Origin of the sequence: Caballeronia sp. AZ7_KS35 (genome assembly GCF_023631045.1) — a bacterium.
GTDB classification, from domain to species: Bacteria; Pseudomonadota; Gammaproteobacteria; order Burkholderiales; family Burkholderiaceae; genus Caballeronia; species Caballeronia zhejiangensis.
This window is the reverse complement of record NZ_JALQDV010000046.1, coordinates 15,240-37,439: the sequence shown is the minus strand read 5'-3', so window position 1 is coordinate 37,439 and position 22,200 is coordinate 15,240. Positions and strand designations below refer to the sequence as shown.

Genomic DNA, 22,200 nt, shown 5'->3' with positions numbered 1-22,200 from the left:
ATCGGTCACTTTCGCTTCGTCAATTCAAGGTTGCGCGCGCTTCGAGACCGCATCGCGCATGCTGCGCACGTCACGCGTCGTGACAGGCGAAGCATCGTTGCCCCATGCCGAGCGAACGAAGGTCAGCACGCGGGCGATTTCCGTATCGGTGAGCTTGTCGGCGAACGCGGGCATCTTCTTCGGCTGCGGCCCATGTTCCGTGGATGGCGCGTTGCCGCCCTGCAGCACCATCCGCACGAGCGAATCGGGCTTCTCCGACAGCACGGCCGGATTGCCCGCAAGCCGCGGATACTTGAACGCTTCACCCGCGCCGTCGCTCTTGTGACAGCGCGCGCATGCGCTTTGATAGAGACCCGCGCCGGGACGCTCGTCGTCGCCGGTGCGCAATGCGGCCACGCTCTGTTGCGCCGCGCGCGAGCGCGCATCGTACGTGCCGCCGTTTCCGTTCGCCGGCAGGCTCTTCAGATACGACGCGATCGCGAGCAGATCCTGATCGTCGAGATATTGCGTGCTGTCTTCGACCACCTGCACCATGCTGCCGAAGGTGGCGAGACCCGCGCCGTGCCCCGTCTTGAGAAACGCGGCGATGTCGTCGGGTGCAATGCGGCCCAGTCCCGCGCCCGATACGCCGGTCAGGTTCGGCGCGTACCAGTGATCGTTGGTGCCGCCCGTGAGATACGTCCGCGACGATTCGGTATAGCCGCGTTCGTTATAGGCAGGTCCGCGCGGCGTATGGCACGCGCCGCAGTGCCCGAGCGATTGCACGAGATAGGCGCCGCGATTCCATTGCGCTTCGCGCTTCGGATCGGGCGTGAACGGTTCCGTCGGCCTGAAGGCGAGATTCCAGAAGACGAGCGCCCAGCGCTGGCTGAACGGAAACGGCAGATGCGTTTCGGGCGCGGCTTGCGCGACGGGTTCCACGCCGTGCATGAAATAGGCATAGAGCGCGCGCATGTCGCCGTCGCTGATCTTCGAGAACGATGGATAAGGCATCGCCGGATAAAGATGCTTGCCGCCCGGCGCGACGCCTTCACGCAACGCGCGCGCGAAGTCCTCGTAGCTATAACGCCCGATGCCATGTTGCGGGTCCGGCGTGATGTTGCTCGACCAGATCGTGCCGAAGGGCGAGCCCATCGGCAGGCCGCCCGCGAACGGATGCGGCTGCGGTTTGCCGGGCGCGGGCGGCGCGGTATGACAGCCGGCGCAATCGGCGGCCTTCGCGAGATACGCGCCGCGCGTGACGAGATCGGGCGTCTGTCCGCGAGCGAGCGGCATCGATGCGATCAGCGTGAAAGCGCAGAAGAGCGCGCGGCGTCGGAACGTCGTCACGATCAGCGTCCTCCACATGGCGACACGAGCAGCCACGCGAGATCCGTCGCGATCAGCGCGAACACGAAGAGCGCGCTCGCGAGCGCCCCCGCCCGCGCGATGAACGCATCGCGGGCCGCATGTCTGTCGATCGTTCCATGCCCTTTCAGCGTCGATGCAAGCTCGCCCGTACGCCGCCAGTTGCGCCACGCGACGACGCCGCCCGCGACGCCCAGCAGCAACGCGACGAGCGCCAGCAGCACGATGCCGTGCTCGAGCCAAGGCATCGCGGGCGCGTTCACCGGACGCTCATGCGGGAAGCAGCCCCACGCGGCGATGGTCTGCGCGAGCGTCGTCTGCGTCATCCACGCGGCGGGTGCGAGCAGGAGACCGATCGCGAGCGCCATGCCGCCCGGACGCACGGGATGCCGCTTTTCGTCGATGGGCGATGCGTCGTTCATTTCATTTCGCCAGCACGTAGGGCGACAGATACAGCGTCGCGAAGATGAAGAGCCATACGACATCGACGAAATGCCAATACAAGCCGCCGATGGTCAGCGCCGCCGAACGCGCCCGGTCGAAGTAGCCGAGCGCGGTCCATAGCAGCAGGAACGCGAGCACGACGAGGCCGACGAGCACATGCATCATGTGAAAGCCGGTGATCGTGAAGTAGAGCGAGCCGTAGAGATGCGTCGTCAGGCCGTAGGGATGATCGGCCCATTCCTTGAGTTGTATGCCGACGAAGATCGCCCCGAGCGCGAGCGCGATAGCGAGCATCAGCACGCCCATGCCGCGTTTTCCGCGCCGCACGAAGCGCTCGCTTGCCCATACGAACACGCTGCTCGACAACAGAATGCAGGTGTTCGCGATGCCGAGGCCGAGCTTCGGCATGCCTTCGGGCGGCCAGTGTTGTGTCGTCTGCGAAGCGAGATACAGATACGAGAAGATCAGATAGCCGAAGAGCGCCGCTTCGGTCGCGACGAGCGTGAGACATCCCCACCATCCGCCCGAGCGTTCGCCCGGACTGCCGATGGGCAGACGCGCGCGTTCGGGCAACGCTTCCGCGAAATCGCTCATGGTGTCGCTCCGGTTTCGTGCGGCTCGGGCGTATCGTCGCGCTGGCCGAGTTCGCGGCGCGGCCACAACCATACGACGATGGCCGCGCCGCATCCGATCAACCCGAGCGCCGCGAGCCACCATGCGGTCAATGCGAGGCCCGAGAAGAACACCAGCGACGCGACGCCGAGCCAGAAAGGCGCATACGAGTCTTCCGGCATCTTGAGAATCACGTCGGGATCGCCGTCGAGCGCGGTGGTGCCGAGCGCCTCGCGTCCCTTGTCGAGGATGTACCCTTCGTCGAGCCGCGAACGCATCTTGCCGGAAATGCGTTCCTCCCATAGCGGATGACGGCTCGCGATGCGCGGCGCGATCGCGAAGTTATACGGCGGCGGCGGCGATGAAGTCGCCCATTCGAGCGTGGGCGCATCCCAGGGGTTATCGCCCGCAACGGGACCGCGCCGCAGGCTGTACACGAAGTCCCACATGAAGATCAGCACGCCGAACGCGAACAGGAACGCGCCGATCGACGTAATCATGTTGACCGTGTTCCAGCCCATGTCGGGCGCGTAGGTATAGATGCGTCGCGGCATGCCGAGCAAGCCCGCGATATGCATCGGAAAGAACGCGATGTTGAAGCCCGTGAACAGAATCCAGAAGCCGATGCGCCCGATCCTCTCGCTCATCATGCGCCCGGTGAATTTCGGGAACCAGAAGTAGATGCCGCCGATAACGGGAAACACGTTGATGCCGAGCAGCACGTAATGCAGATGCGCGACGATGAAATAGGTATCCGTGAGTTGCCAGTCGAAAGGCACCGCTGCGGTGAGCACGCCCGACAATCCGCCGATCACGAAGAGAAACACGAAGCCCGCGAAATACAGAAAAGGCACGCGAAACACGGGACGTCCCGTCCATATCGTCGCGATCCATGCGAACGTCGCGACCGCGCTCGGTATCGCGATCACCATGCTCGCCGCGCCGAAGAACGACAGCGCGAGCGCGGGAATGCCCGTCGCGAACATGTGATGGATCCATACGACGAAGCCGATGACCATCGTCGCGACGGTCGACAGCGCGACCGGCAGATAGCCGACCAGCGGCCTGCGGCAGAAGACCGGGAGCGCATCGGAGACGATGCCCATCGCGGGCAGCACCACGGCATACACCCACGGATGCGCGAAGATCCAGAAGAGATGCTGCCAGAGCAGCGCGCGGCCGCCGTTGACGACGTCGAAGAAATGCGTGCCGATGCGCCGGTCAAGCCACAACAGAAAGAACGCGAGACTCACCGATGGCACTGCAAGCAGGTTGCCGCCCGATGCGGTGAGCGTGCCCCACACGAGCACCGGCACGCGATCGAGCGACATGCCCGGCGCGCGCATGCGCAGGAACGTGACCACGAAGTTCATCGAGCCGACTGTCGTCGAGATGCCGAGCAGCACCATGCCGAGCGCATAGACATCGATGTTGGGACCGGTGTTGTAAGTGAGACCGGCAAGCGGCGCATAGTTGAACCAGCCCGCGTTGGGCGCTTCGCCGAACGGAAAGCTCGCATACAGAAAGAGTCCGGCGAAAAGAAAGATCCAGTACGACAGCGCATTCAGGCGCGGAAACGCCATGTCGCGCGCGCCGAGTATCAGCGGCCACAGATAGTTGGAGAAGCCGGAGAGCACGGGCAACGCGTAAAGGAAGATCATCGTCACGCCGTGCATCGTGAAGAGCTGGTTGTATTGCTCGGGCGTGAGCAGCGTCGAGTCCGGGCGCGCAAGCTGCACGCGCATGATGAGCGCCTCGATGCCGCCCGCGATCAGAAACGCAAACGCGGTGAGGAGATAGCGCAAGCCGATGCTTTTATGATCGACGGTCGAAAGCCAGCCGCGCCATCCCGGTGGCGTTTCCCATGTCTCGCGCAGCTTGCGTTCTTCGGCGCTGCCGGGTTCGATGCGGCCGATCGCGAGCGTGCGTTGCAGCGGCGGCGGGGACGTGGCGTGTTCGGTCATTGCAGTGTCCGAAGATAAGCGGAGAGCGCGGCGGCTTCGGCCGCTGTGAGCGCGATCGATGGCATCAGCGAATCCGGTTTGATGCGCTGTGCATGGCGTATCCAGTCGAGTTGATTCGATTCGGTGTTCGGCAACGTGCCGGCGGCGATGAGCCTGCGCGAATTCAGATGCGTGAGATCGGGCGCTTGCGTGCCGTTCGCATCGCTGCCGCGCACGGCGTGACAGCCCGCGCAGCGATCGAGAAAGAGTCGCTGCCCGGCGCTCGCGGTGGCGTCGGCGGCATGCGGGCGCGCTTGCGCCGCGTACCACGCATCGAATTGGGCACGCGGTTCCGCGATCACTTCGAAGGCCATATGCGCGTGTTGCGCGCCGCAAAACTGCGAGCATTGCCCGCGATACACGCCCGCGCGATCCGCCTGAATCCATTGCTCGTTGACGACACCCGGTATCGTCTGAGTCTTGCCCGCGAGACGCGGCACCCAGAACGCATGAATGACATCGGCGCTGCGCAATTCGATTTTCACAGGCTCGCCGACCGGTATGTGAATCTCGTTGGCCGTGGTCACGCCCGCATAGTCGATCTTCCACCACCAGTCGTAGGCCGTGATCGCGATGGTCAGCGCGGGCTCCTTTCTCGGCGACGCGACCGATTCGAGCGTCACGAGCACATAGGCGAGCGCGACGAAAAGCGCGACCGACGAGATGCCCGTGCCGATCCAGACCCAGCGCATGCCGCCGCCTTCGCCCTGCACGTGCGATGCATCGCGCTTCGTGGGCGGCGGACGCTTGCGGATGATCGCGCCGACGAGCAATACGCTCACGATCAGCGCGACGGCGACGGCCAGTGCCGCGAGCGCCCAGCCGAGACGCATCGTCGGCGTGGCGGCGGGACCGTCGGCGTGGAGGAAGTAATTGAGCGGCGCGTCGGCGCGCGCGCTCGCGTGACAAACGAATGCGGCGAGAAAAGCGATCATGGCGCGGGTGCTCCGGCTGGCACAATGGATCGCTTTGTGCGTAGCAGGCATCCGCATGTATCTCCTTGAAAGATTGGCTCGCAGTGAGGTTCCGGAACGCCAGACGGGCGCGCGGGGCTTCGTTCCCCGAGCAATCCACGATCCCAACGATAGCCTTACGGCGCAACGCATGTAATGCGCTTTATTTCGCGAAGCGTTTTCATCAGTCCAATGGATCTTATCGATTCGATAAGTATTCTTCGCCGATTCACTCGCAATGCTTGAATAAGCGCGCACCGACGTTATGATGTACTAACGTATTTGCGACATGCATGTCCATGCATGTTCGTGTCTTTCAATGGTTTCCGATTCTCCTTCGCGCGCTCGATTGAAACGCAGCGCGAAGGCCCTTTGTTGCGTCCGGCGATTGCCACGCTCGCGCCATCGCGTTTGCGCGCATCGGTCAGTGGGGCGTCGTCTTATCTCTCGTATCGAAGCGGGGCCGCGTTCGTCATTCGTCGAACGCGGCTGTGCCTGTTCGCGCTCGCATTTCGCCGCGCGACGCGGGCGTTTCAATTCCGGCAATGAACCGGCCGCTCGATATTCATTTTGAATATTCCGAACGCGCCATGAAAGCCATTACTTTCATTCGATCCGTTGCTCACATCTTCAAATCGCGGCGCATTATTTCAGCGGGGCGGCTTTCGATATGGCCGGGTTTCGCGATCGCGCTTCTGTTGGCCGCATGCGGCGGCGGTGGCGGCGGTGAAACTGGCGGCGCGAGCACGACCGGTGGCGCGCAATCGAGTCCTTCGGGTGCATCGAGTCCCATAGCGGCGTCGAGCCCTTCGGACGACGGAGCGTCGGCGCCTGCGGTTGCATCGGCGCCAGCGGTTGCATCGGCGCCGTCGGCGGCGAGCAGCCCCGGCGGCACGAGCAGCACCGCAAAGCCTGTGATTGCGCCTGCGGGCAGCGTGTTTTATGGCATGAACGGTCATGCCAACTGGGTCGGTCCATATCAGACGTCGACGCCGGAGCAACAAGCCGCGCAACTGAAAGACCTCAACATGACGATGTACCGCAACGACATTTCCAACGTAGCCGGCGCGAAAAATCTCGCGAAGTTCGCGAAGATCATGGCGCAATCCGGCGTGATGGTTTATCCGGTGATCCTGCAAGACCTCAACTTCGCCGATGAGAATTCGGCTTATCAGGCGAGCTTCACGCTCGCTCAGCAAATCGTCAGCGTGCAGCAATATGCCTATTACGAAGTCACCAACGAACTTGCGCCGACATGTCTCGTCGGTGCGGTCGACGGCGTGAATCCGGCCGATTACCACAACGATTGTTATAGGATCGCGCGCGGCGTGATTCGCGGATTGATCGCGGGCATCAAGTCGGTGGATGCTGTCGGCAAGATCATCATCGGCGGCAATACGTGGATGCACCTCGGCCTCGATACGATGCTCGCCAACGGCACGCAACCCGACGGCACGAGCGGACATCCCATCGTGACGTGGGACATCACCGCGTGGCACTGGTACTCGGAGCAGGGCGATATCACGCACGCATGCGGAATCCGCTGCTACAACGTAGTCGGCACGCTGCTGTCGTTCGGCAAGCCGATCTGGATCAACGAAGTGGGCATGCGTCCGGACTTTCCCGGCACCGTCGATCAGGCGGCCACTTACATGGCCAACGACATGATGGGCAGGCTTCTCGCAATCGCGCCGCAATACAACATTCAGTCGATACAGGTCTACGAGCTTTACGACGATCCGCCCACCGGTCAGGGCCCTTACGGCATCATGCTCAACGACGGCGTGACGAAGAAACCCGTCTATACCGCGCTCAAGAATTTCATCGCGGCGAATCCGCGTTGAAGATCATCCGATGAAACCGGGAAGGCCGAGAGCCGCGTCGCTGCGGGCCAGACCGGCGGCGCGTTCGAGCAGCGCGTCGAATTGCGCATCGTCGCGCGGTCGCGGGAAGTGCGCGCGAAAGAAGTCCGCCCAGCGAAAATCGGCAAGCGGCACGTCGGTTTTTTCGTAGCCGCCCGCGCTGCGCACGAAGGCCGCAAGGCTGCGAAAATCGTCGTCGATGGCGTCCCGCATATGCACCGGCATGTCCTTGAAAGCGATGCGGCGGCCGTCCGCGTCGTAGGGATGCACCCACGCCTCGTTCTCCATCGTCAGCCAGAACGCCGCGCGCGATAACGACGACAAGTCCCGCACCAGCACGAACGGCACGTCCTGCACGCCGATGCGGGCCAGCGCGCAAGCCACATGATGATGGTCGATGACATACGGCTCGCCGCCCGGCCCGAGCACGACGGCAATCGGCTTCGCGGCTATCGACATTGCCAGTTCATGTGCGCTCAGCGCGCGATATTCCTCGGCTTTGCGGCGGACCTGCCGTTCTCCGTGCGTCGCCTGCGTCGGATGCAGATCGCCGATGCGCAGCGTATTCATGGCGCATTCCTCGATGTGTGTCGAACATGCGGGCAAGCGCCGTACCCGGTCTGGACCCGCTGTTGCTTCTCGCTGAAACGAAAGTCCCTAATGCGGTGCGCGGGCGCATCCATTGCTGAAATCGCACACGGACCCGGCCATTCAAGGAGTGTGCAATGAAAGCGGTTGTGTTTCATGGAATAGGCGATATCTCGCTCGATAACGTGCCCGACCCTTCGATTCGTCACGATCAGGACGCGATCGTGCGCCTGACCGCGAGCGCGATCTGCGGCACCGATCTGCACATGGTGCGCGGCACGCTGCCAGGGATGGTGCCGGGCACGATACTCGGCCACGAGGGCGTCGGCGTGATCGAGCAGGTCGGTCGCGGCGTGCGCAACCTGAAGCCGGGAGACCGCGTGCTGATTCCATCGACGATTTCGTGTGGCTGCTGTTCGTATTGCCGCACGGGCTACACGGCGCAGTGCGACTCGGCGAATCCCAATGGCGCGGCGGCAGGCACGGCGTTCTTTGGCGGACCGAAGTCGACGGGGCCGATCGACGGATTGCAGGCCGAATACGCGCGCACGCCGCTAGCCCATGCGAGCCTCATCAAATTGCCGGAGAATATCGACGACGAACGCGCGATCCTGCTGTCCGATATCTTTCCGACGGGCTTTTTCGGGGCGCAACTTGCCGAGGTGCGTGACGGCGATACCGTCGCGGTGTTCGGCGCGGGACCGGTCGGCCAGTTCGCCGTCGCGAGTGCGTTCATGCTCGGCGCGGGACGCGTGATCGTCGTGGATCGCCTGACGGATCGTCTCGCGATGGCGCGCGCGCAAGGTGCGGAAGCGGTGAACTTCGACGAGGAGGATCCCGTCGCAACGATTCTCGCGTTGACGGGCGGCATCGGCGTGGATCGTGTGATCGATGCCGTGGGCGTCGATGCAGTGCACGCGCAGGGCGGGCCGGCTGCATCGCAGGATGCCGTCAAGCAGGGCGAAGCGGAAAGCAGGACCGTCACGGCGCAGCGCAACGAACACGACGGCAACTGGATTCCCGGCGATGCGCCCACGCAGGCGCTCGACTGGGGCGTGGCTGCATTGGCGAAGGCGGGCACGCTCGGCGTGATCGGCGTGTATCCGCCGAACGACCGCTTCTTTCCGCTCGGTGTGGCGATGAACAAGAATCTCACCATCAAGATGGGCAACTGCAATCATCGCGCGGTGACGCCCGGACTCGTCGAGCGCGTGAGGAACGGATCGTTCGATCCGCTGCGCGTGCTGTCGACACGCGAGCCGATGATGAACGTCATCGACGCATACAAGGCATTCGATCAAAGGCAACCGGGATGGATCAAGGTCGCGCTCGATCCCGCCGCGTGACGGCCGCGCGGCCTTCATGGCGCATCGTCGCGGGCGTCGGCGCGTGCGCGTTCGTGGCCTGGGCGGCGATCGAATGGACGCGCCTCAAGCGCACGCCCGCACTTTCCGATGAAAGCGCCCGCAAGGGCATCACGGCGCGCTACACGCAGGCCGGACCGTATCGCATGTTCTCGCGTCACGCGGCATGCGAAGGTGGCCACGCGAAGCGCCTGCCCGTGGTGCTCGTGCATGGTCTCGTGATATCGAGCCGCTACATGGAGCCGCTCGCGCTCGCGTTGCGCAGCGACTTCGACGTGTATGCGCCCGATCTGCCCGGCTTCGGCGAAAGCAAACTGCGCGGCGGCGCGCTGTCGGTGCCCGAACTCGCCGATGCGTTGCGCCTCTGGCTCGGCGCGCGCGGCATCGAGCGGGCGATGTTCATCGGCAATTCCTTCGGCTGCCAGATTCTCGCGGATTTCGCCGCGCGCTATCCCGAGTCGGTCGACCGGCTCGTGCTGCAAGGACCGACCGTCGATCGCGATGCGCGCTCGCTCTTCACGCAAGTTTGTCGCGACTGGCGCAATGGACGGCTCGAACAGGCGAGATCGTCGGCGCCGATCGGGCGCATCGATTATGCGAAAGCGGGCGTGGTGCGCGCGCTCGCGACGATGCGCGAACTCATGCGCGATCGCATCGAGCGCAAGCTGTCGCGCATCGTTGCGCCGACGCTCGTCGTCGCCGGATCGCGCGATCCCGTCGCGCCGCTCGCGTGGGCGAGCGAAGTGGCGGCGCGCGTGCCGAACGGCGCGTTGCTGACGATAGACGGCGGCACGCACACGCTCAACTATGTCTATCCGCATAGCTTCGCGCTCGCGATCCGCGCGTTTCTTCTCCAGGGCGGCGCATCGAGATGACGAAGCCACCGCGCGGCATTGCCCGCTTCGATTCGGCCGCGGGCATGGTGCAGGCGCTCGCCGCGTGTCTGCATGGCGAACGCTTCAGCAGCCCGAGCCAGTCGCCGCTGCTCGATAGCCTGATGCCGCCGATCAACCTGCTGCCGAAGCGCGCCCGCGAATGGGTGTACACCGTGGGCGGCATGTCGGAGGGCATCACGGCGCGGCAGGCGCGGCGTCTCGATGTGGAAGGCATCGGCGAATGGATCGCGGGGCTTTACCCGCAGCGCACCTACGATGCGGCGTTCATCGGTTCGTCGAATGGCGCGCTCACGCACGTTGCGGCGGCGCTCGGCGTGCCCTGGCTGCCGCAGACGTTTCTGTGCCCGGTGCGCGCGCCCTTCAGCGATCCCGACGATGCGCAAAGCGGCTTCGATGACGGCCTCGCCGCCGTCGATGCGTTGCTTCGCGCCGATCCGCGCATCGCAGTTCATCATATGCAGGATCCGAATCAGGACCGGCTGATGCTCTCCGCGATGAGCTACTTCCGGTTGAAGCTGCGCGCGCTGCCGCTGGCGTATCGCGAGTTTCTGCTGCGCAGTCTCGCGCCGGACGCGACGCTTCATATCGTCCGATGCACGCGCGACTGGCCCGTTACGCGCACCGGCGACCGATCGTTCTATCAGTTCGGCGCGCTGGGCGGCGCGACCGAGCGCGAGTACTTCGAAGGTGGGCCGCGTGTCGCGCGCTATCTCGCGCGTTATGGCGTGAAGCGCACGCGATGGGACGCGCCCGCGCCGACCCTGCGCGCGCCCGAAGCCGAATGGGGCTATGACGTGGCGCTCACCGAATCCATCGTCGCGCTGGCGAAGCAGAAGAACTGGCGCGTCGTCGAATGGCGCTTCGAAGAGCCGGAAGCGTTCAGCTTCGCGACGGCCGAGTTGTATCGCGCGTGGTATCGCGAGATGGGGATCGAGTCGAAGCGGCTCGTCGTCGATTCATTTCTTCTGATGGACCCGTACACGACGCTGCGATTGCGCGCGATCCCATTCTGGCTCGTCTTCTGCACCGACCCTTCGGCAGAGACGCTGCGCCGCTTTCTCGAACGCGAGTCCTTCGACGAGATCGACATGATGCTGTTCTCGCATGGCACCGAAGGCGTCGGCGTGACGAGCATCGACGAATGGCGCGCGTTGACCGCCAAGGCGAAACGCGAAGGGCGCTTTCTCGGTGTCGATGCACGGCGTTATCCGCGCGACTTCGCGACCTTCGTGCGCTTCGATCGTGCGCTTGCCGAACTGAAGCCGCAATACGGCTTGCCGGAGCCGATGCCGCCCGCGTTCTTCGAGGACGCGCTGCGCAAGCATGGCGCGCGTCATGGCATCACCGCGCACGATCACAACGCATGAAGCGAATGCCGGTCATCGTCATTACGCGCGCCGACGCATCAAGCGCGCGATGATGGCGCCCAGCCCGAGCCCCGCGCAAAGCAGCAGGCCGCGATGCGTGTCCACCCAAAACGACGCGCTCGCGCGCTTCGCCTCGTCCGTGAAGCGCCCATGCACCCGATGCAGTTCAGTGACCGGTTGCGAGAGATTGCCCGGACGTTCGCCGCTGGAGAGAGCGGGGTCCTGCTGCGCGCGAAAGCCCGTGCGTCCGAGATAGACATCGAGCAAACCGGGGATGATTGCATTCGCAACTATCGCCTTGACCGACGACATGCCGACCCACAGCTCGCGCCGCCGATGCGTGGCCGCCCACCATATCGCGCGCGCTGCGACTTCGGGTTCGTAGATCGGCGCGACGGGACGCGGCGCGTGCGGCATCGCGCTCCTGGCCCAGTCGAATTGCGGCGTGTTGAGCGCGGGCATCTGCACCATCGTCAGATGGATGCGGCTCTTGGCATGATGCAACTCGCAACGCAGCGAATCGGTGAACCCGCGTATCGCATGCTTCGCGCCGCAATAGGCTGATTGCAGCGGAATCGATCGATACGCGAGCGCCGAACCGACCTGCACGATGACGCCGCGATTGCGCGGCGTCATGCGTTTCAACGCGGCCATCGTGCCCCACACGAAGCCGAGATACGTGACGTCCGTGATGCGCCTGAAATCGCGTTCGGGCATATCGGCGAAGCGCGCGAACGAGGTCAGCATCGCGTTGTTGACCCATACGTCGATGGGGCCGAACTCGGCTTCGACGCGCGCGGCGGCACTGTCGAGCGCGCCGTTTTCGCTCACGTCGAGCGCGATGCTCAGCGCACGCACGCCGAGCGCGCGCACGTCGGCGGCGGCGTCTTCGAGCGCTTGCGGATCGCGCGCGATCATCGCGACGTCCACGCCGCGTCGGGCGAATTCGAGCGCCGTCGCGCGGCCCACGCCCGCGCTCGCTCCGGTGATGACCACGACCCGAGGCTTTCTCATCGCGATAACTCCCCGCGTGCGGCAAGCGCTTCGATTTCGTCCGCCGTGCAACGCGCGATCGCCTGAATGGTGAGAGAAGGATTCACGCCGCCGACGGTCGGATATGCCGAGCCGTCGTGAATCCTCAGATGCATGGACGATCACTTGTCCTTGTGGCCCGGCAGCACTGCGCCCAGCACTTGCTTCGCCGTATCGACGATCACATGGCTCTGGTTCGGATCGCCCTTCATGAGCGTGGTCGCGAAAGCCTTCGCCTGCGCGATCGTGATGTGCGGCGGCAGCGGCGGCACGTTCGGATCGGCCTTCACTTCGATCACGACGGGACGATCCGCCGCGAGCGCTTCGTCCCACACGGCGGCCATGCGCTCGGCATCGTCGACATAAAAGCCCTTCAGCCCGATCAATTCCGCGAACTTGTGATAAGGCACGGAAGGAATGTCCTGCGATGCCTCGAACTTCGGATCGCCTTCCATCACGCGCTGTTCCCACGTCACCTGATTCAAGTCTTCGTTGTTGAGCACCATGCAGATCCAGCGCGGATCCGACCATTGCTTCCAGTACTTCGCGACCGTGATGAGCTCGGCCATGTTGTTCATCTGCATCGCGCCATCGCCGACGAGCGCGATCACCGGACGCTCCGGATACGCGAATTTCGCCGCGATCGCGTAGGGCACGGCCGCGCCCATCGAGGCGAGACCGCCCGAGAGCGAGCACTTCATGCCGCGCTTGACCTTGAGATCGCGCGCGTACCAGTTCGCGACCGAACCGGAATCGCTCGTGACGATGGCGTTCGCGGGCACGCGCGGCGACAGCTCCCAGATCGTGCGCTGCGGATTCACGCCGGCTTTCGCAGGCTCTATCGCGCGCTTTTCGAGTTTCTTCCACCAGTCGTCCATCCAACCTTCGATGTCCTTGCGCCACGCACCATCCGTCTTCTGTTCCAGAAGCGGCAGCAACGCGCGCAAGGTCTCGGCACTGTCGCCGACGAGATTCACTTCCATCGGATAGCGGATAGAAAGCATGTCCGCCTTGAGGTCGATCTGCACGCCGCGCGCCTCGCCTTCCTTCGGCAGGAACTCGGCGTAGGGAAAGCCCGAGCCGATCATCAAGAGCGTGTCGCATTCGGTCATCAGCTTGTAGCTCGGCTCGGTGCCGAGCAGGCCGATCGATCCGGTGACGAAGGGCAGATCGTCCGGCAATGCGGCCTTGCCGAGCAGCGCCTTCGCGACGCCCGCGCCGAGTTTGTCCGCGACAGCGATGACTTCGTCCGTGGCTTCCAGCGCGCCCGCGCCGACGAGAATCGCGACCTTCTTGCCGGCGTTGAGCACATCGGCGGCGCGTTGCAGATCGTCGGCATAAGGCACCGTCTTCGGTGCGCGATAGCCCACGCCCGAATGCAGTGTGCCGTGCTTGCGGCCCGGCGGCTCGTATTCCAGATCCTGCAGATCGTTGGGCAGCACGAGCGCCGTCACCTTGCGCTCCGATAGCGCAATACGCACCGCGCGATCGACGAGATGACGAATCTGCGAGGGCACGCTCGCTTGTTGAACGAAGGCGCCGGCGACGTCCTTGAACATCGCGGGCAGATCGACTTCCTGCTGATAGTGTCCGCCCAATGCGGCGCGTGCCTGCTGGCCCGCAATGGCGAGAACGGGCATGTGATCGAGGCGCGCATCGTAGAGGCCCGTGACGAGATGCGCCGCGCCCGGACCCGATGTCGCGATGCATACACCCAACTCGCCGGTGAACTTCGCATGTGCCGATGCCATGAACGCAGCCATCTCTTCATGACGCGCCTGAATGAATTCGATCTTGCCTTTCGCGCGACTGAGCGCGCCGAATACGCCGTTGATGCCGTCGCCGGGATAACCGTAAATGCGGCGCACGCCCCATGCATGCAGGCGATCGACCAGAAAATCGCCGACGGTAATAGCCATGATTGAAGTCTCCGGAAAACACGATCGAAAGAATGCGCCGCATTGCATGCACGCCTTGTTTGGCTTGCGCGCAATGGCCATGCCGCTGTCTTTCAATCGCTGCAAGGTGCGATGAACCCATGCGGGCGTGATGATTGCTAGAGCGCTTTACGCGGACGATTGCTTCAGGACACATACGATGGCGCTCATGCCTCTCACCCTCGAATGGCCGGATGTCTGCATTCGAATATCGCTGGCTGTGCTTGCCGGCATTCTCATCGGATTGAATCGCGGCGAATCGGGCAAGGTCGCCGGATTGAGAACCACGCTGCTCGTATGCCTCGCGGCGTGTCTCGCGATGCTGCAAGTCAACGCGTTGCTTGCTCAGGCGGGCAAGACGCCCGGTTCGTTCGTGCAGATCGATCTGATGCGCCTGCCGCTCGGGATACTGTCGGGCGTGGGCTTCATCGGCGCGGGTGCGATTCTTCGCAAGGATGGCCTCGTCAAAGGCGTGACGACAGCGGCGACGTTATGGTTCGTGACCGTGGTCGGACTGTGCTTCGGCGGCGGTCAGCTTGGACTCGGCGCGGCGGGACTCGGGCTCGGGATCGTCGTGCTCTGGTTTCTGAAGGAGGTCGAAAGACGCATACCGCGCGAGAATCATGCGGAGCTCCGGATAACTTATGAAAGAGGCGTCTTTTCGCGGGACACGCTGGCTGAATCGATGCAGGCCGCGGGTTGCAGGCTCGCCTCGATTGCGGGCGCGGCGAAGGGACCGGAACGGATGGAAGAGCGCTTCGAAGTGCGCTGGCACGGCGCGCCCGATGCGCAGCCGGTGCCGCCGTTCAGCGAGTGCGCGATGGCTGCGGGCGCGATCGAGTCCGAGTGGAGCATCATCCGCTGAACGGTGTACAGCGTATTAACGTGGTGGTTAAAGCGTGCTCGAGGCGACCCAAGAGGGGACCCAACAGGCGACCCATAAGGCACCCATAAAGAACAATTGGCTGTGCGTTCGTTTTGACATATAAATGAGAGACGATCTTCTTGGAACTTCGGGAGTACAGATGCTTATACGCTGTGCAGCATGCAACAAGCTCATATATTCAGACGATGCTCTCGAAGACGATACGTGCCCCGCATGTGGATCCACGAACACCGAGCACATCGCAATGGGCTTCGTTTTCGATCAGACGGTCGCTGTGCCGGACCCGCCGGCAAGGACCACGGAAAGCGCCGATTCGCCCGGCACGATTCGCAGGAAGCTATAGTCGCACGAATCATTCGTAACGTACCGCGTTGGATGTGCGCTTCGACCCCCTCTCGTTTAAGCGCATCTTGCCCGCCTCGACAGGCGGGCTTTTCTTTATGCGCATTCAACGCAGATCAATGCGACAACACGACCTGCGCGATGACGCCCGACGCGACCGCAACCAGCAGATAGTCCGCACCGACGCCGACCCACTGATAACCGCGCGGCGGCTGACGCAGGCCTTGTCCGCGCCAGTCGTCGACGACGTACTGACGGCTTCGGTAATCGTTATCAAGACGCTCGCCCTTGCGCCAGTCGCGACGCGGCTCATCGTTGGCATGCTGCGGCGGGCGGGGCGCGTCGCGGCCATTCATCTCCGGACCATGACCCGGCGCGCCGGGACCGCCCTTGGCAGCGGGACCGCCCGGACCGCCCGGTGCGCGATGCGCATCGTGATAGCCGTCCGGACCGCCGGGTGCGGGCTGTGCGAAAACGGCGCCCGTCGTCAGTCCGATGCTCGCGCAAACCAGTGCGGCGACGATTCGACTCTTCTTCATGTTCGTTCCTCTCGAAGTGGCAAAGGGATGTTCTGGATGCCCGGACTGTACGCAATGGGCAACGAAAATGACGTGAGCATGTGTAAGCAACGCTTACGTTCCATTACGCGCTCCATTACGCGCAAACGCGCGTCAGACGCCGAACGGAAAGGTTTCTGGCGTCTCGTGCGTGACTTGTGAAGGCTCGATCGCGCTGACCGCGCGCGTCGTATCGAACCACACGAACGCATCGAATTGCGCCGACAGCTCGGCTTGCGCGTAATGGCTGTACAACTCGGTATCGGGCCGATAGACCACGCCGATGAAGCGTTCGAGCCGCTCCTCGCCCAATGCGTCGCGCAGTGCATCGTTCACGCCCGCACGAAGATCGACGAGGCACGGACTCACGCCCGCAAGATGAAACTGATGCTCGTAACTATCGGCGCGCGATGGCCGAACCTGCATGATCTGCATCGGCTCCTCCCAGTCCGATGCCGCCGCGACCGTGCCCGCGTGCGTGCCGAAGCCGATGAGCGCGGCGTCGTCGCCGAAGCGCTCGCGACATAGCTGACCGACGTTCAACTCGTCGCGCATGCGGCCCATCTCGGTCGCGGATGCATCACCGAGATGCGAGTTGTGCGCCCATACGACCGCGCGCGCGTCCGGTCCCCATGCATCGAGCAGGCTGTCGAGCGTGTCGAACATGTGCGTGTCGCGCAGATTCCAGCTTTCCGCCGATGCCCCGTACATCGCGCGATAGTACTGCTCCGCCGATGCGACGAGCCGCGCGTTATGCGTCGCGTCGAGCAGTCCGTGATCGCTCGCGGACGTGGCGAGCCGTCTGTCCAGCAGATCGCGCAATTGCGCGACGACGGCTTCCTCGCATGTGCCGAAGCCCGCCTGCCACCCGGCGCGTCCATAGACAGCGGGGTTTTTCTGCCAGGGCGTGAGGCATCCATAGCGCACGCGGGCAATGCGCGCCGCGCCCGGGTCCTGTGCGTCGAGATACGCGAGCACGGCGGCGATGGATTCGGAAAGACTATACAGGTCGAGTCCATAGAACGCGGCGCGGCGCTCGTCGGGCAACGCGGCGTTGTGCTGCCGCAGCCACGCGACGAACGCGGCGAACTCGGTATTGCGCCACATCCACGTAGGGAAACGCGTGAACGGTCGTGCTTCGGGTCGCGCGCGCGGACGGCCGCGAACGTGCTCGTCGATGATCGCGGCATCGGGCCAGTCCGCTTCCACCGCGACGAAACTGAAGCCGTGCCGTTCGATGAGACGCCGCGTGATGGCGGCGCGCGCTACATAGAACTCGGCGGTGCCGTGGCTCGCTTCGCCGAGCAACACGACGCGCTTGTCCGCGAAACGATCGAACGCATGTGCGAAGTCGGGCGCATCGAGCGCGGGCAGACGCACCGCCGATGCGCGGATCAGATCGGGCAACGTGCGCGCAACGGGCTCCTCGAGCGTGGGTTTGTCCGTGCGAATGTCGGGTTCGTCGCTCCAGCCTTGCGCGCCGATCAACGGCACGAACATCACGCCGCCGAGGTCTTCGTCGCGCCACACATCGTCGTCCGTGCGCGTGTATTTCATCAGACGCTGGGATTCGCGCGCGTCGCCGACGGGCATCACGAGCCGTCCGCCAATCTTGAGTTGCGCGCGCCATGCGTCGGGCACGGATGGACCGCCCGCCGCCGCGATGATCGCGTCGAAGGGCGCGTGCTGCGGCATGCCGAGCGTGCCGTCCGCATGATGCACGCTGACGTTCGTGAGCCCGAGCGCCTTGAGCAAGGCGGCGGCATCGTCGGCGAGTTCGCGATGCCGTTCGATGGTATCGACGCGCGCCGCGATACACGCCGCGATCGCCGCCGCATAACCCGAGCCGGTGCCGATGTCGAGGACATGATCGCCAGGTTGCAGGTCGGCGGCTTCGAGCATCAGCGCGACGATGTACGGTTGCGAGATCGTCTGACCCGCGGCGATCGGCAACGGGCTGTCCTCGTAGGCGAATTCGGCAAGGGCTGGGGGAACGAAGGCATCGCGGGCGATGGCGCTCATGCATTCGAGCACGCGCGCGTTCCTGATGCCGCGCCCCTTCAACTGACGTTCGACCATGCGTTCCCGCGCTTCTTCAAAGTTGTTCATGAACATTTCCCGAAAAAGGTCAGAACGTTGAAGAGGCAGCAAGCGACAGTCCCAGTTCGCCACTGCTCGCGAGCACGCGGAATGCGATTTGCTGTGCGTTCGGCACGGCATAAAGGAGACGCATACCTCGGATGACACTCACATCGAACGATGCACGCGAGCATCGCGCCTTGCGCCCCGCGCGCGATGACGGCAGCGATCGTCGAATGACGCCAGCGCCGAAGCAAGCGTTAACGGACCTCATGCTGCGCGCTAAGACCCATTCGGCATCGAGCGCGAAATACTACGGACTTCGAAGCGAAGGTGTCGTCGAACTTAGCGTGCAGATCGTGCTCTGAATCCAAAACATGCCAATACACAATGTTAAGCCAACCCGTCCGCTCATCGCCGTGAGCTTCTTCGCGGCGGACGTCCAGGCGGGCGTCGGCCCGTTTCTTGGTATCTATCTGCAAGCGCACGGCTGGACGCCGGACCGCATCGGCACGGTGCTGACCATCGGCGGCATCGTCGGCATGCTCGTGACGACGCCCGCCGGCGCGCTCGTCGATGCCACGCCGCACCGGCGCGCCATCGTCGCGGTCGCGAGCGCGCTGTCCATCGTCGCGGCGATCATCATCTGGATGTGGCAAGGCTTCTGGCCCGTCACGCTGTCGCAAGTGGCCACGGCGATCGCAGGCGCGACGATGGGACCCGCGCTCGCGGGCCTCACGCTCGGCATCGTCGGACGGCAGAATTTCGATCGCCAGTTCGGACGCAATCAGGTGGCGAATCACGCGGGCAATATTGCGGCCGCGGCGCTTTCGGGCTGGCTCGGCGCGTGGCTCGGCATGCCGTACATCTTCGCGTTGAGCGCGGCGTTCGGTGCGGGCTGCATCTTCGCGGCGCTGTGGATTCCGCCGCGCTCGGTGCATCGGCATTTCGCGCGCGGCATTGCAAAGGACGACAACGACGATCCCTCCGACACGCGCGCCGATGCCATACAGGTTCTGCTGCGCAACCGCTCGCTGCTCGTGCTGGCGGCCGCGCTCGCGGCGTTCAACCTCGGCAATTCCGCGATGCTGCCGCTCTACAGTCTCGCGGTCGCGTCGGCGCATACTGCCGATCCCAGCCATGTGACGGCCGCCAATATCGTGATCTCGCAGATCGTGATGCTCGTCGCGGCGGCCTATGCGAGCCGCCTGATTCGCCGATGGGGCTTCTGGTGGATCATCCTCGTCACGCTCGCGACGCTCCCGCTGCGCGCGATGACGGCCGCGTGGATCGCGCCTTCATGGGGCATCGTGCCGGTGCAGGTGCTCGATGGCATCGGCGCGGGCTTGCAGACCGTCGCGGTGCCCGCGCTCGTCGTGCATCTGCTGCACGGAAGCGGACGGGTGAATCTGGGGCAGGGCGCGGTGCTTGGCGTCCAGGCGGCGGGCGCGTGCCTGAGCCCGATGCTCGGCGGCTGGATCGCGCATCACTATGGCTACCCGGCGGCGTTCATCACGCTTGGAAGTTTGTCTGTCGTCGCGTTCGCGATCTGGATCGGCTTTGGGCAGCGCGTGCGCGATGCATGCGATACGCGGCGCGAAGAACTCGGCAAGCTCGCCGATCTGGATTCATCGACGTTGTTGCCATGACAAGGGCCGCGGCATGGGGAATGCGGAAGTTCCGGAGATGAGGATGAACTCACCGCGCTTTCCCGCAGACGCCGACCAACGCATGCAAATCCCGCCGCCCGACGTCGATCCCGATCCTTCCGTACCGGATGACGATCCCGTGCCCCCCGATGGCGCGCCGCATCCCATCGGCGATCCGCCGAATCAAAGACCGCCGGAGCGCTTAGGCCCCGGCCTCGTCGCCGGGGGGTAGTGCGTCGGCCTTGGCGTTCGCGTGCGTCGTGGCCGCTTCCCTCGCGGCGTCCGCGCTTTCCAACGGCCGATCGCGCATTTCGGTGAAGCCGTCCGCATCGATCGTGTAGGACCAGGTGCATTGACCCGTTGGATCGTGATCGATCGTGATCTCGACGCGATGTCCGTTGCGAACGTAAGTCTCGGTAGACATGATGTGATCCCTCGTTGAATGACCTGCGCGATGCATCGGCTACGTTGCGTTGGAATTGGGCGGAACGGGATTCTTTTCCTGCGTCGACGGCAATTCGTTTTCCGATGCGTCGTGCGTGCGCTTTTCGCGTTCGTCGAGTTGACGCTGCTTCGTGTCTTCGCCTACGGGTTCGTCCATATCGTCGGCGGTGGCATGCGGCACGGGCTTGTCTGGCGTCATGATGGGCCTCCCGGAATCGTGATGCGGCACGCGGCGCGCGCCTTCGTATCGGGCGCAGCAAGCAACGGACCCGTTCGCGTTGCAGACAGGAGCGCGGCTTGCTGGGCGATTATCGAACAGGCATCCAGGAGAGCGAGGAATGAAATACACCGATCAGGATCAGCGCGTGGAGGAATTGCAGGTGGCGTTGTCGCGTGCGTTCGATGCACGGAAGACGCCGTTCGTAGGCGTGGTGGACGAAGGCGACGACATCGTCATCAACGTATCGTGGGCCATCGAGACGGGCCGCGACACGACGCTCGATGCGCGTTGCAGCGTCGTGTTGCGCATCGCGGCGCGTCAGTTCGAGCGATATGGCGCGATGGATACCGCGCAGCGCCTCATCGTGCAGGATCGCGTGATCGCGCACGTGCGGAGTGCGTTCGACCAGTCGCGCTCGGGTCAGGCGAACGCGAACGAATGCTCGCTCGAACTTCGCGCCGCCGACGACTGGTTCGACACACCCGACACGCCCTGACGCATTACCAGCCTTGCGCGCCGCCGCCGGTCGTCGACGGGCTCGTTTGGCCGTTCGTGCCGCCGCTGCCGTTCAGACGCGGCTGCATGCCGCCCGATCCTTGGCGTGTGCCCGCACCCGCGCCGCTCGTTCCATTCGATGAGCCGCCCACGCCGGACGGCCCCGTCGACGGCGCGCTGCTGTGGCCGGAGTTCGGCGTGATGCCGGCCGCATCCTGCGCGTTCTTCGCGCTCGACGGTCCGTGGCTTGCGCCCGGCTGCGTCTGATCGGCTGCGGCGAATGCGCCGCCCGAGAGCGCCATCAGTAAAGCCGAAATCGCGATGGTTCTGTTCGCTTGCATGACCTGCCTCCATCAGTCGATGTTGGTACGAAGCATGGCGCAAGGCGCGTTCCGGGCTTTGCGGCCAGCAACGCGTTTCCCTCATTCAAGCCCTTCGTGCTCGAACGCAAGTTTCACTGCGGGGCGCTCGCGCATGCGCTTGTAGAACGCCTGGAGCTCGGCGGGCATATCGACGCCCATTTTCTGCGCCCACGTCAGCATCGTGAAGAGATAGGCATCCGCGACGCTTACATCGTTGCCGAAGAGATAATCGCCGCGCATCGTCTTCGCGACATACGCAAAGCGCTGGCCGATTTTCTCGCGCGCCGCCGACGCTTCCGCATCGGATGTCGGCCGGAACACGCGTCCGAACTGCTTGTGGATCTCGGTCGAAATGAACGCAAGCATTTCCAGCAGACGCAGATGGCCGTCGTCGCCGGAAGGCGCGAGCGATGGCGCTTTTTGCGCGACCCACGAAAGAATCGCGACGTTTTCGGTGAGACGCTTGCCATCGTCGAACTCGACGACGGGCACATAACTCTTCGGGTTGATTTCGCCGAAGGGCGTGCCGTCTTCCGTCACCTTGGTCTTCAGATCGACCTTCACGCGGTCGAAGGTCAGGCCGGCTTCGTGCATCGCGATGTGATCGGCGAGACTGCATGCGCCGGGCGCGTAATAGAGCTTCATGATGCGCGTCTCCTTTGGACGAGGATATGTGTATTCGGCGAGCAAGGGCCATGCCGCAATGCCGCCATGCGGACGTCGCGCTATTCCGTACGAAGCTCGCAGGCCGCAACATGCTG

General features: G+C 64.1%; 21 protein-coding genes and 1 pseudogene. 7 read left to right on the top strand and 15 right to left on the bottom strand.

Annotated elements, in window-relative coordinates:
• Positions 1-24: 24 nt before the first annotated feature.
• From NCT05_RS28745 to coxB, 5 genes are read right to left on the bottom strand one after another with little or no spacing between them, the layout of a single operon-like run.
• On the bottom strand, positions 25-1,347 hold the full coding sequence (locus NCT05_RS28745) for a c-type cytochrome (protein ID WP_409014132.1): 1,323 nt from the start codon (positions 1,345-1,347) through the stop codon (positions 25-27).
• The gene (locus tag NCT05_RS28740) at positions 1,332-1,769 is read right to left on the bottom strand and encodes a hypothetical protein (protein WP_250503757.1); all 438 of its coding nucleotides are present in this window, start codon (positions 1,767-1,769) and stop codon (positions 1,332-1,334) included. Before NCT05_RS28740 ends, NCT05_RS28745 begins: the two co-directional genes overlap by 16 nt.
• A 1-nt stretch (position 1,770) precedes the next feature.
• A complete protein-coding gene (locus NCT05_RS28735; protein ID WP_008345952.1) occupies positions 1,771-2,385 on the bottom strand; it encodes a cytochrome c oxidase subunit 3 in 615 nt (204 codons plus the stop codon).
• Positions 2,382-4,367 (bottom strand): cytochrome c oxidase subunit I, encoded by a 1,986-nt coding sequence (gene ctaD / locus NCT05_RS28730; RefSeq protein WP_250503756.1) that lies wholly within the window; start codon positions 4,365-4,367, stop codon positions 2,382-2,384. Before ctaD ends, NCT05_RS28735 begins: the two co-directional genes overlap by 4 nt.
• Complete coding sequence (coxB, locus tag NCT05_RS28725) at positions 4,364-5,341, bottom strand: cytochrome c oxidase subunit II (RefSeq protein WP_250503755.1); 978 nt, start codon at positions 5,339-5,341, stop codon at positions 4,364-4,366. Before coxB ends, ctaD begins: the two co-directional genes overlap by 4 nt.
• Before the next feature lie 608 nt (positions 5,342-5,949).
• Between coxB and NCT05_RS28720 the strand changes: the two genes are divergently transcribed.
• The gene (locus NCT05_RS28720; protein WP_250503754.1) at positions 5,950-7,203 is read left to right on the top strand and encodes a hypothetical protein; all 1,254 of its coding nucleotides are present in this window, start codon (positions 5,950-5,952) and stop codon (positions 7,201-7,203) included.
• 3 nt (positions 7,204-7,206) lie between these two features.
• Here the strand turns inward: NCT05_RS28720 and NCT05_RS28715 are convergent, their stop codons facing one another.
• On the bottom strand, positions 7,207-7,791 hold the full coding sequence (locus NCT05_RS28715) for a ParB-like protein (protein ID WP_250441577.1): 585 nt from the start codon (positions 7,789-7,791) through the stop codon (positions 7,207-7,209).
• Between the two features lie 155 nt (positions 7,792-7,946).
• Between NCT05_RS28715 and NCT05_RS28710 the strand changes: the two genes are divergently transcribed.
• The 3 genes from NCT05_RS28710 to NCT05_RS28700 are packed head-to-tail and all read left to right on the top strand — an operon-like array spanning position 7,947 to position 11,436.
• On the top strand, positions 7,947-9,155 hold the full coding sequence (locus NCT05_RS28710; protein ID WP_034470047.1) for a zinc-dependent alcohol dehydrogenase: 1,209 nt from the start codon (positions 7,947-7,949) through the stop codon (positions 9,153-9,155).
• Positions 9,122-10,048, top strand: coding sequence for an alpha/beta fold hydrolase (locus tag NCT05_RS28705; protein ID WP_250459955.1), 927 nt, complete (start codon positions 9,122-9,124; stop codon positions 10,046-10,048). The genes NCT05_RS28710 and NCT05_RS28705 overlap by 34 nt, the downstream gene beginning before the upstream one ends.
• Positions 10,045-11,436: a hypothetical protein gene (locus tag NCT05_RS28700; protein WP_250503753.1), complete on the top strand. Its 1,392-nt coding sequence runs from the start codon at positions 10,045-10,047 to the stop codon at positions 11,434-11,436. The genes NCT05_RS28705 and NCT05_RS28700 overlap by 4 nt, the downstream gene beginning before the upstream one ends.
• 21 nt (positions 11,437-11,457) lie before the next feature.
• Here the strand turns inward: NCT05_RS28700 and NCT05_RS28695 are convergent, their stop codons facing one another.
• From NCT05_RS28695 to NCT05_RS28685, 3 genes and pseudogenes are all read right to left on the bottom strand, one after another.
• Positions 11,458-12,450 (bottom strand): SDR family oxidoreductase, encoded by a 993-nt coding sequence (locus NCT05_RS28695; protein WP_250503752.1) that lies wholly within the window; start codon positions 12,448-12,450, stop codon positions 11,458-11,460.
• Positions 12,447-12,581: pseudogene (locus tag NCT05_RS28690) on the bottom strand (GMC oxidoreductase); the annotation flags it as partial. The pseudogene NCT05_RS28690 and the gene NCT05_RS28695, both read right to left, overlap by 4 nt.
• Before the next feature lie 9 nt (positions 12,582-12,590).
• A complete protein-coding gene (locus NCT05_RS28685) occupies positions 12,591-14,387 on the bottom strand; it encodes a thiamine pyrophosphate-requiring protein (RefSeq protein ID WP_250441572.1) in 1,797 nt (598 codons plus the stop codon).
• Between the two features lie 178 nt (positions 14,388-14,565).
• Between NCT05_RS28685 and NCT05_RS28680 the strand changes: the two genes are divergently transcribed.
• A complete protein-coding gene (locus tag NCT05_RS28680; RefSeq protein ID WP_008345940.1) occupies positions 14,566-15,270 on the top strand; it encodes an MgtC/SapB family protein in 705 nt (234 codons plus the stop codon).
• Between the two features lie 479 nt (positions 15,271-15,749).
• On the opposite strand, the gene NCT05_RS28675 is transcribed toward NCT05_RS28680, so the two are convergent.
• Together NCT05_RS28675 and NCT05_RS28670 are read right to left on the bottom strand one after the other, a co-directional pair.
• Positions 15,750-16,172 (bottom strand): RcnB family protein, encoded by a 423-nt coding sequence (locus NCT05_RS28675; protein ID WP_239295448.1) that lies wholly within the window; start codon positions 16,170-16,172, stop codon positions 15,750-15,752.
• 132 nt (positions 16,173-16,304) lie between these two features.
• A complete protein-coding gene (locus NCT05_RS28670; protein ID WP_250503751.1) occupies positions 16,305-18,299 on the bottom strand; it encodes a protein-L-isoaspartate(D-aspartate) O-methyltransferase in 1,995 nt (664 codons plus the stop codon).
• 347 nt (positions 18,300-18,646) lie between these two features.
• On the opposite strand from NCT05_RS28670, the gene NCT05_RS28665 reads away from it, so the two are divergent.
• Positions 18,647-19,918 (top strand): MFS transporter, encoded by a 1,272-nt coding sequence (locus NCT05_RS28665; RefSeq protein ID WP_250437469.1) that lies wholly within the window; start codon positions 18,647-18,649, stop codon positions 19,916-19,918.
• A 202-nt stretch (positions 19,919-20,120) separates the two neighbouring features.
• Here the strand turns inward: NCT05_RS28665 and NCT05_RS28660 are convergent, their stop codons facing one another.
• Together NCT05_RS28660 and NCT05_RS28655 are read right to left on the bottom strand one after the other, a co-directional pair.
• Positions 20,121-20,342: a hypothetical protein gene (locus NCT05_RS28660; RefSeq protein WP_008345935.1), complete on the bottom strand. Its 222-nt coding sequence runs from the start codon at positions 20,340-20,342 to the stop codon at positions 20,121-20,123.
• 39 nt (positions 20,343-20,381) lie between these two features.
• Positions 20,382-20,561, bottom strand: coding sequence for a hypothetical protein (locus tag NCT05_RS28655; protein WP_250503750.1), 180 nt, complete (start codon positions 20,559-20,561; stop codon positions 20,382-20,384).
• A gap of 139 nt (positions 20,562-20,700) precedes the next feature.
• Here NCT05_RS28655 and NCT05_RS28650 point away from each other — a divergent pair, with 139 nt between their 5' ends.
• Positions 20,701-21,078: a DUF3022 domain-containing protein gene (locus NCT05_RS28650; protein ID WP_175981921.1), complete on the top strand. Its 378-nt coding sequence runs from the start codon at positions 20,701-20,703 to the stop codon at positions 21,076-21,078.
• A gap of 4 nt (positions 21,079-21,082) precedes the next feature.
• Here the strand turns inward: NCT05_RS28650 and NCT05_RS28645 are convergent, their stop codons facing one another.
• Together NCT05_RS28645 and NCT05_RS28640 are read right to left on the bottom strand one after the other, a co-directional pair.
• The gene (locus NCT05_RS28645; protein ID WP_250503749.1) at positions 21,083-21,418 is read right to left on the bottom strand and encodes a hypothetical protein; all 336 of its coding nucleotides are present in this window, start codon (positions 21,416-21,418) and stop codon (positions 21,083-21,085) included.
• A gap of 81 nt (positions 21,419-21,499) precedes the next feature.
• Positions 21,500-22,084: a glutathione binding-like protein gene (locus NCT05_RS28640; RefSeq protein ID WP_008345933.1), complete on the bottom strand. Its 585-nt coding sequence runs from the start codon at positions 22,082-22,084 to the stop codon at positions 21,500-21,502.
• Positions 22,085-22,200 lie beyond the last annotated feature (116 nt).

What these genes read in the sequence shown, in the direction of transcription:
- NCT05_RS28745 (WP_409014132.1), bottom strand. Translation starts at nt 1,347, where the DNA reads ATGTGGAGGACGCTGATCGTGACGACGTTCCGACGCCGCGCGCTCTTC.
- NCT05_RS28740 (WP_250503757.1), bottom strand. Translation starts at nt 1,769, where the DNA reads ATGAACGACGCATCGCCCATCGACGAAAAGCGGCATCCCGTGCGTCCG.
- NCT05_RS28735 (WP_008345952.1), bottom strand. Translation starts at nt 2,385, where the DNA reads ATGAGCGATTTCGCGGAAGCGTTGCCCGAACGCGCGCGTCTGCCCATC.
- ctaD (WP_250503756.1), bottom strand. Translation starts at nt 4,367, where the DNA reads ATGACCGAACACGCCACGTCCCCGCCGCCGCTGCAACGCACGCTCGCG.
- coxB (WP_250503755.1), bottom strand. Translation starts at nt 5,341, where the DNA reads ATGATCGCTTTTCTCGCCGCATTCGTTTGTCACGCGAGCGCGCGCGCC.
- NCT05_RS28720 (WP_250503754.1), top strand. Translation starts at nt 5,950, where the DNA reads ATGAAAGCCATTACTTTCATTCGATCCGTTGCTCACATCTTCAAATCG.
- NCT05_RS28715 (WP_250441577.1), bottom strand. Translation starts at nt 7,791, where the DNA reads ATGAATACGCTGCGCATCGGCGATCTGCATCCGACGCAGGCGACGCAC.
- NCT05_RS28710 (WP_034470047.1), top strand. Translation starts at nt 7,947, where the DNA reads ATGAAAGCGGTTGTGTTTCATGGAATAGGCGATATCTCGCTCGATAAC.
- NCT05_RS28705 (WP_250459955.1), top strand. Translation starts at nt 9,122, where the DNA reads ATGGATCAAGGTCGCGCTCGATCCCGCCGCGTGACGGCCGCGCGGCCT.
- NCT05_RS28700 (WP_250503753.1), top strand. Translation starts at nt 10,045, where the DNA reads ATGACGAAGCCACCGCGCGGCATTGCCCGCTTCGATTCGGCCGCGGGC.
- NCT05_RS28695 (WP_250503752.1), bottom strand. Translation starts at nt 12,450, where the DNA reads ATGAGAAAGCCTCGGGTCGTGGTCATCACCGGAGCGAGCGCGGGCGTG.
- NCT05_RS28685 (WP_250441572.1), bottom strand. Translation starts at nt 14,387, where the DNA reads ATGGCTATTACCGTCGGCGATTTTCTGGTCGATCGCCTGCATGCATGG.
- NCT05_RS28680 (WP_008345940.1), top strand. Translation starts at nt 14,566, where the DNA reads ATGGCGCTCATGCCTCTCACCCTCGAATGGCCGGATGTCTGCATTCGA.
- NCT05_RS28675 (WP_239295448.1), bottom strand. Translation starts at nt 16,172, where the DNA reads ATGAAGAAGAGTCGAATCGTCGCCGCACTGGTTTGCGCGAGCATCGGA.
- NCT05_RS28670 (WP_250503751.1), bottom strand. Translation starts at nt 18,299, where the DNA reads ATGAACAACTTTGAAGAAGCGCGGGAACGCATGGTCGAACGTCAGTTG.
- NCT05_RS28665 (WP_250437469.1), top strand. Translation starts at nt 18,647, where the DNA reads ATGCCAATACACAATGTTAAGCCAACCCGTCCGCTCATCGCCGTGAGC.
- NCT05_RS28660 (WP_008345935.1), bottom strand. Translation starts at nt 20,342, where the DNA reads ATGTCTACCGAGACTTACGTTCGCAACGGACATCGCGTCGAGATCACG.
- NCT05_RS28655 (WP_250503750.1), bottom strand. Translation starts at nt 20,561, where the DNA reads ATGACGCCAGACAAGCCCGTGCCGCATGCCACCGCCGACGATATGGAC.
- NCT05_RS28650 (WP_175981921.1), top strand. Translation starts at nt 20,701, where the DNA reads ATGAAATACACCGATCAGGATCAGCGCGTGGAGGAATTGCAGGTGGCG.
- NCT05_RS28645 (WP_250503749.1), bottom strand. Translation starts at nt 21,418, where the DNA reads ATGCAAGCGAACAGAACCATCGCGATTTCGGCTTTACTGATGGCGCTC.
- NCT05_RS28640 (WP_008345933.1), bottom strand. Translation starts at nt 22,084, where the DNA reads ATGAAGCTCTATTACGCGCCCGGCGCATGCAGTCTCGCCGATCACATC.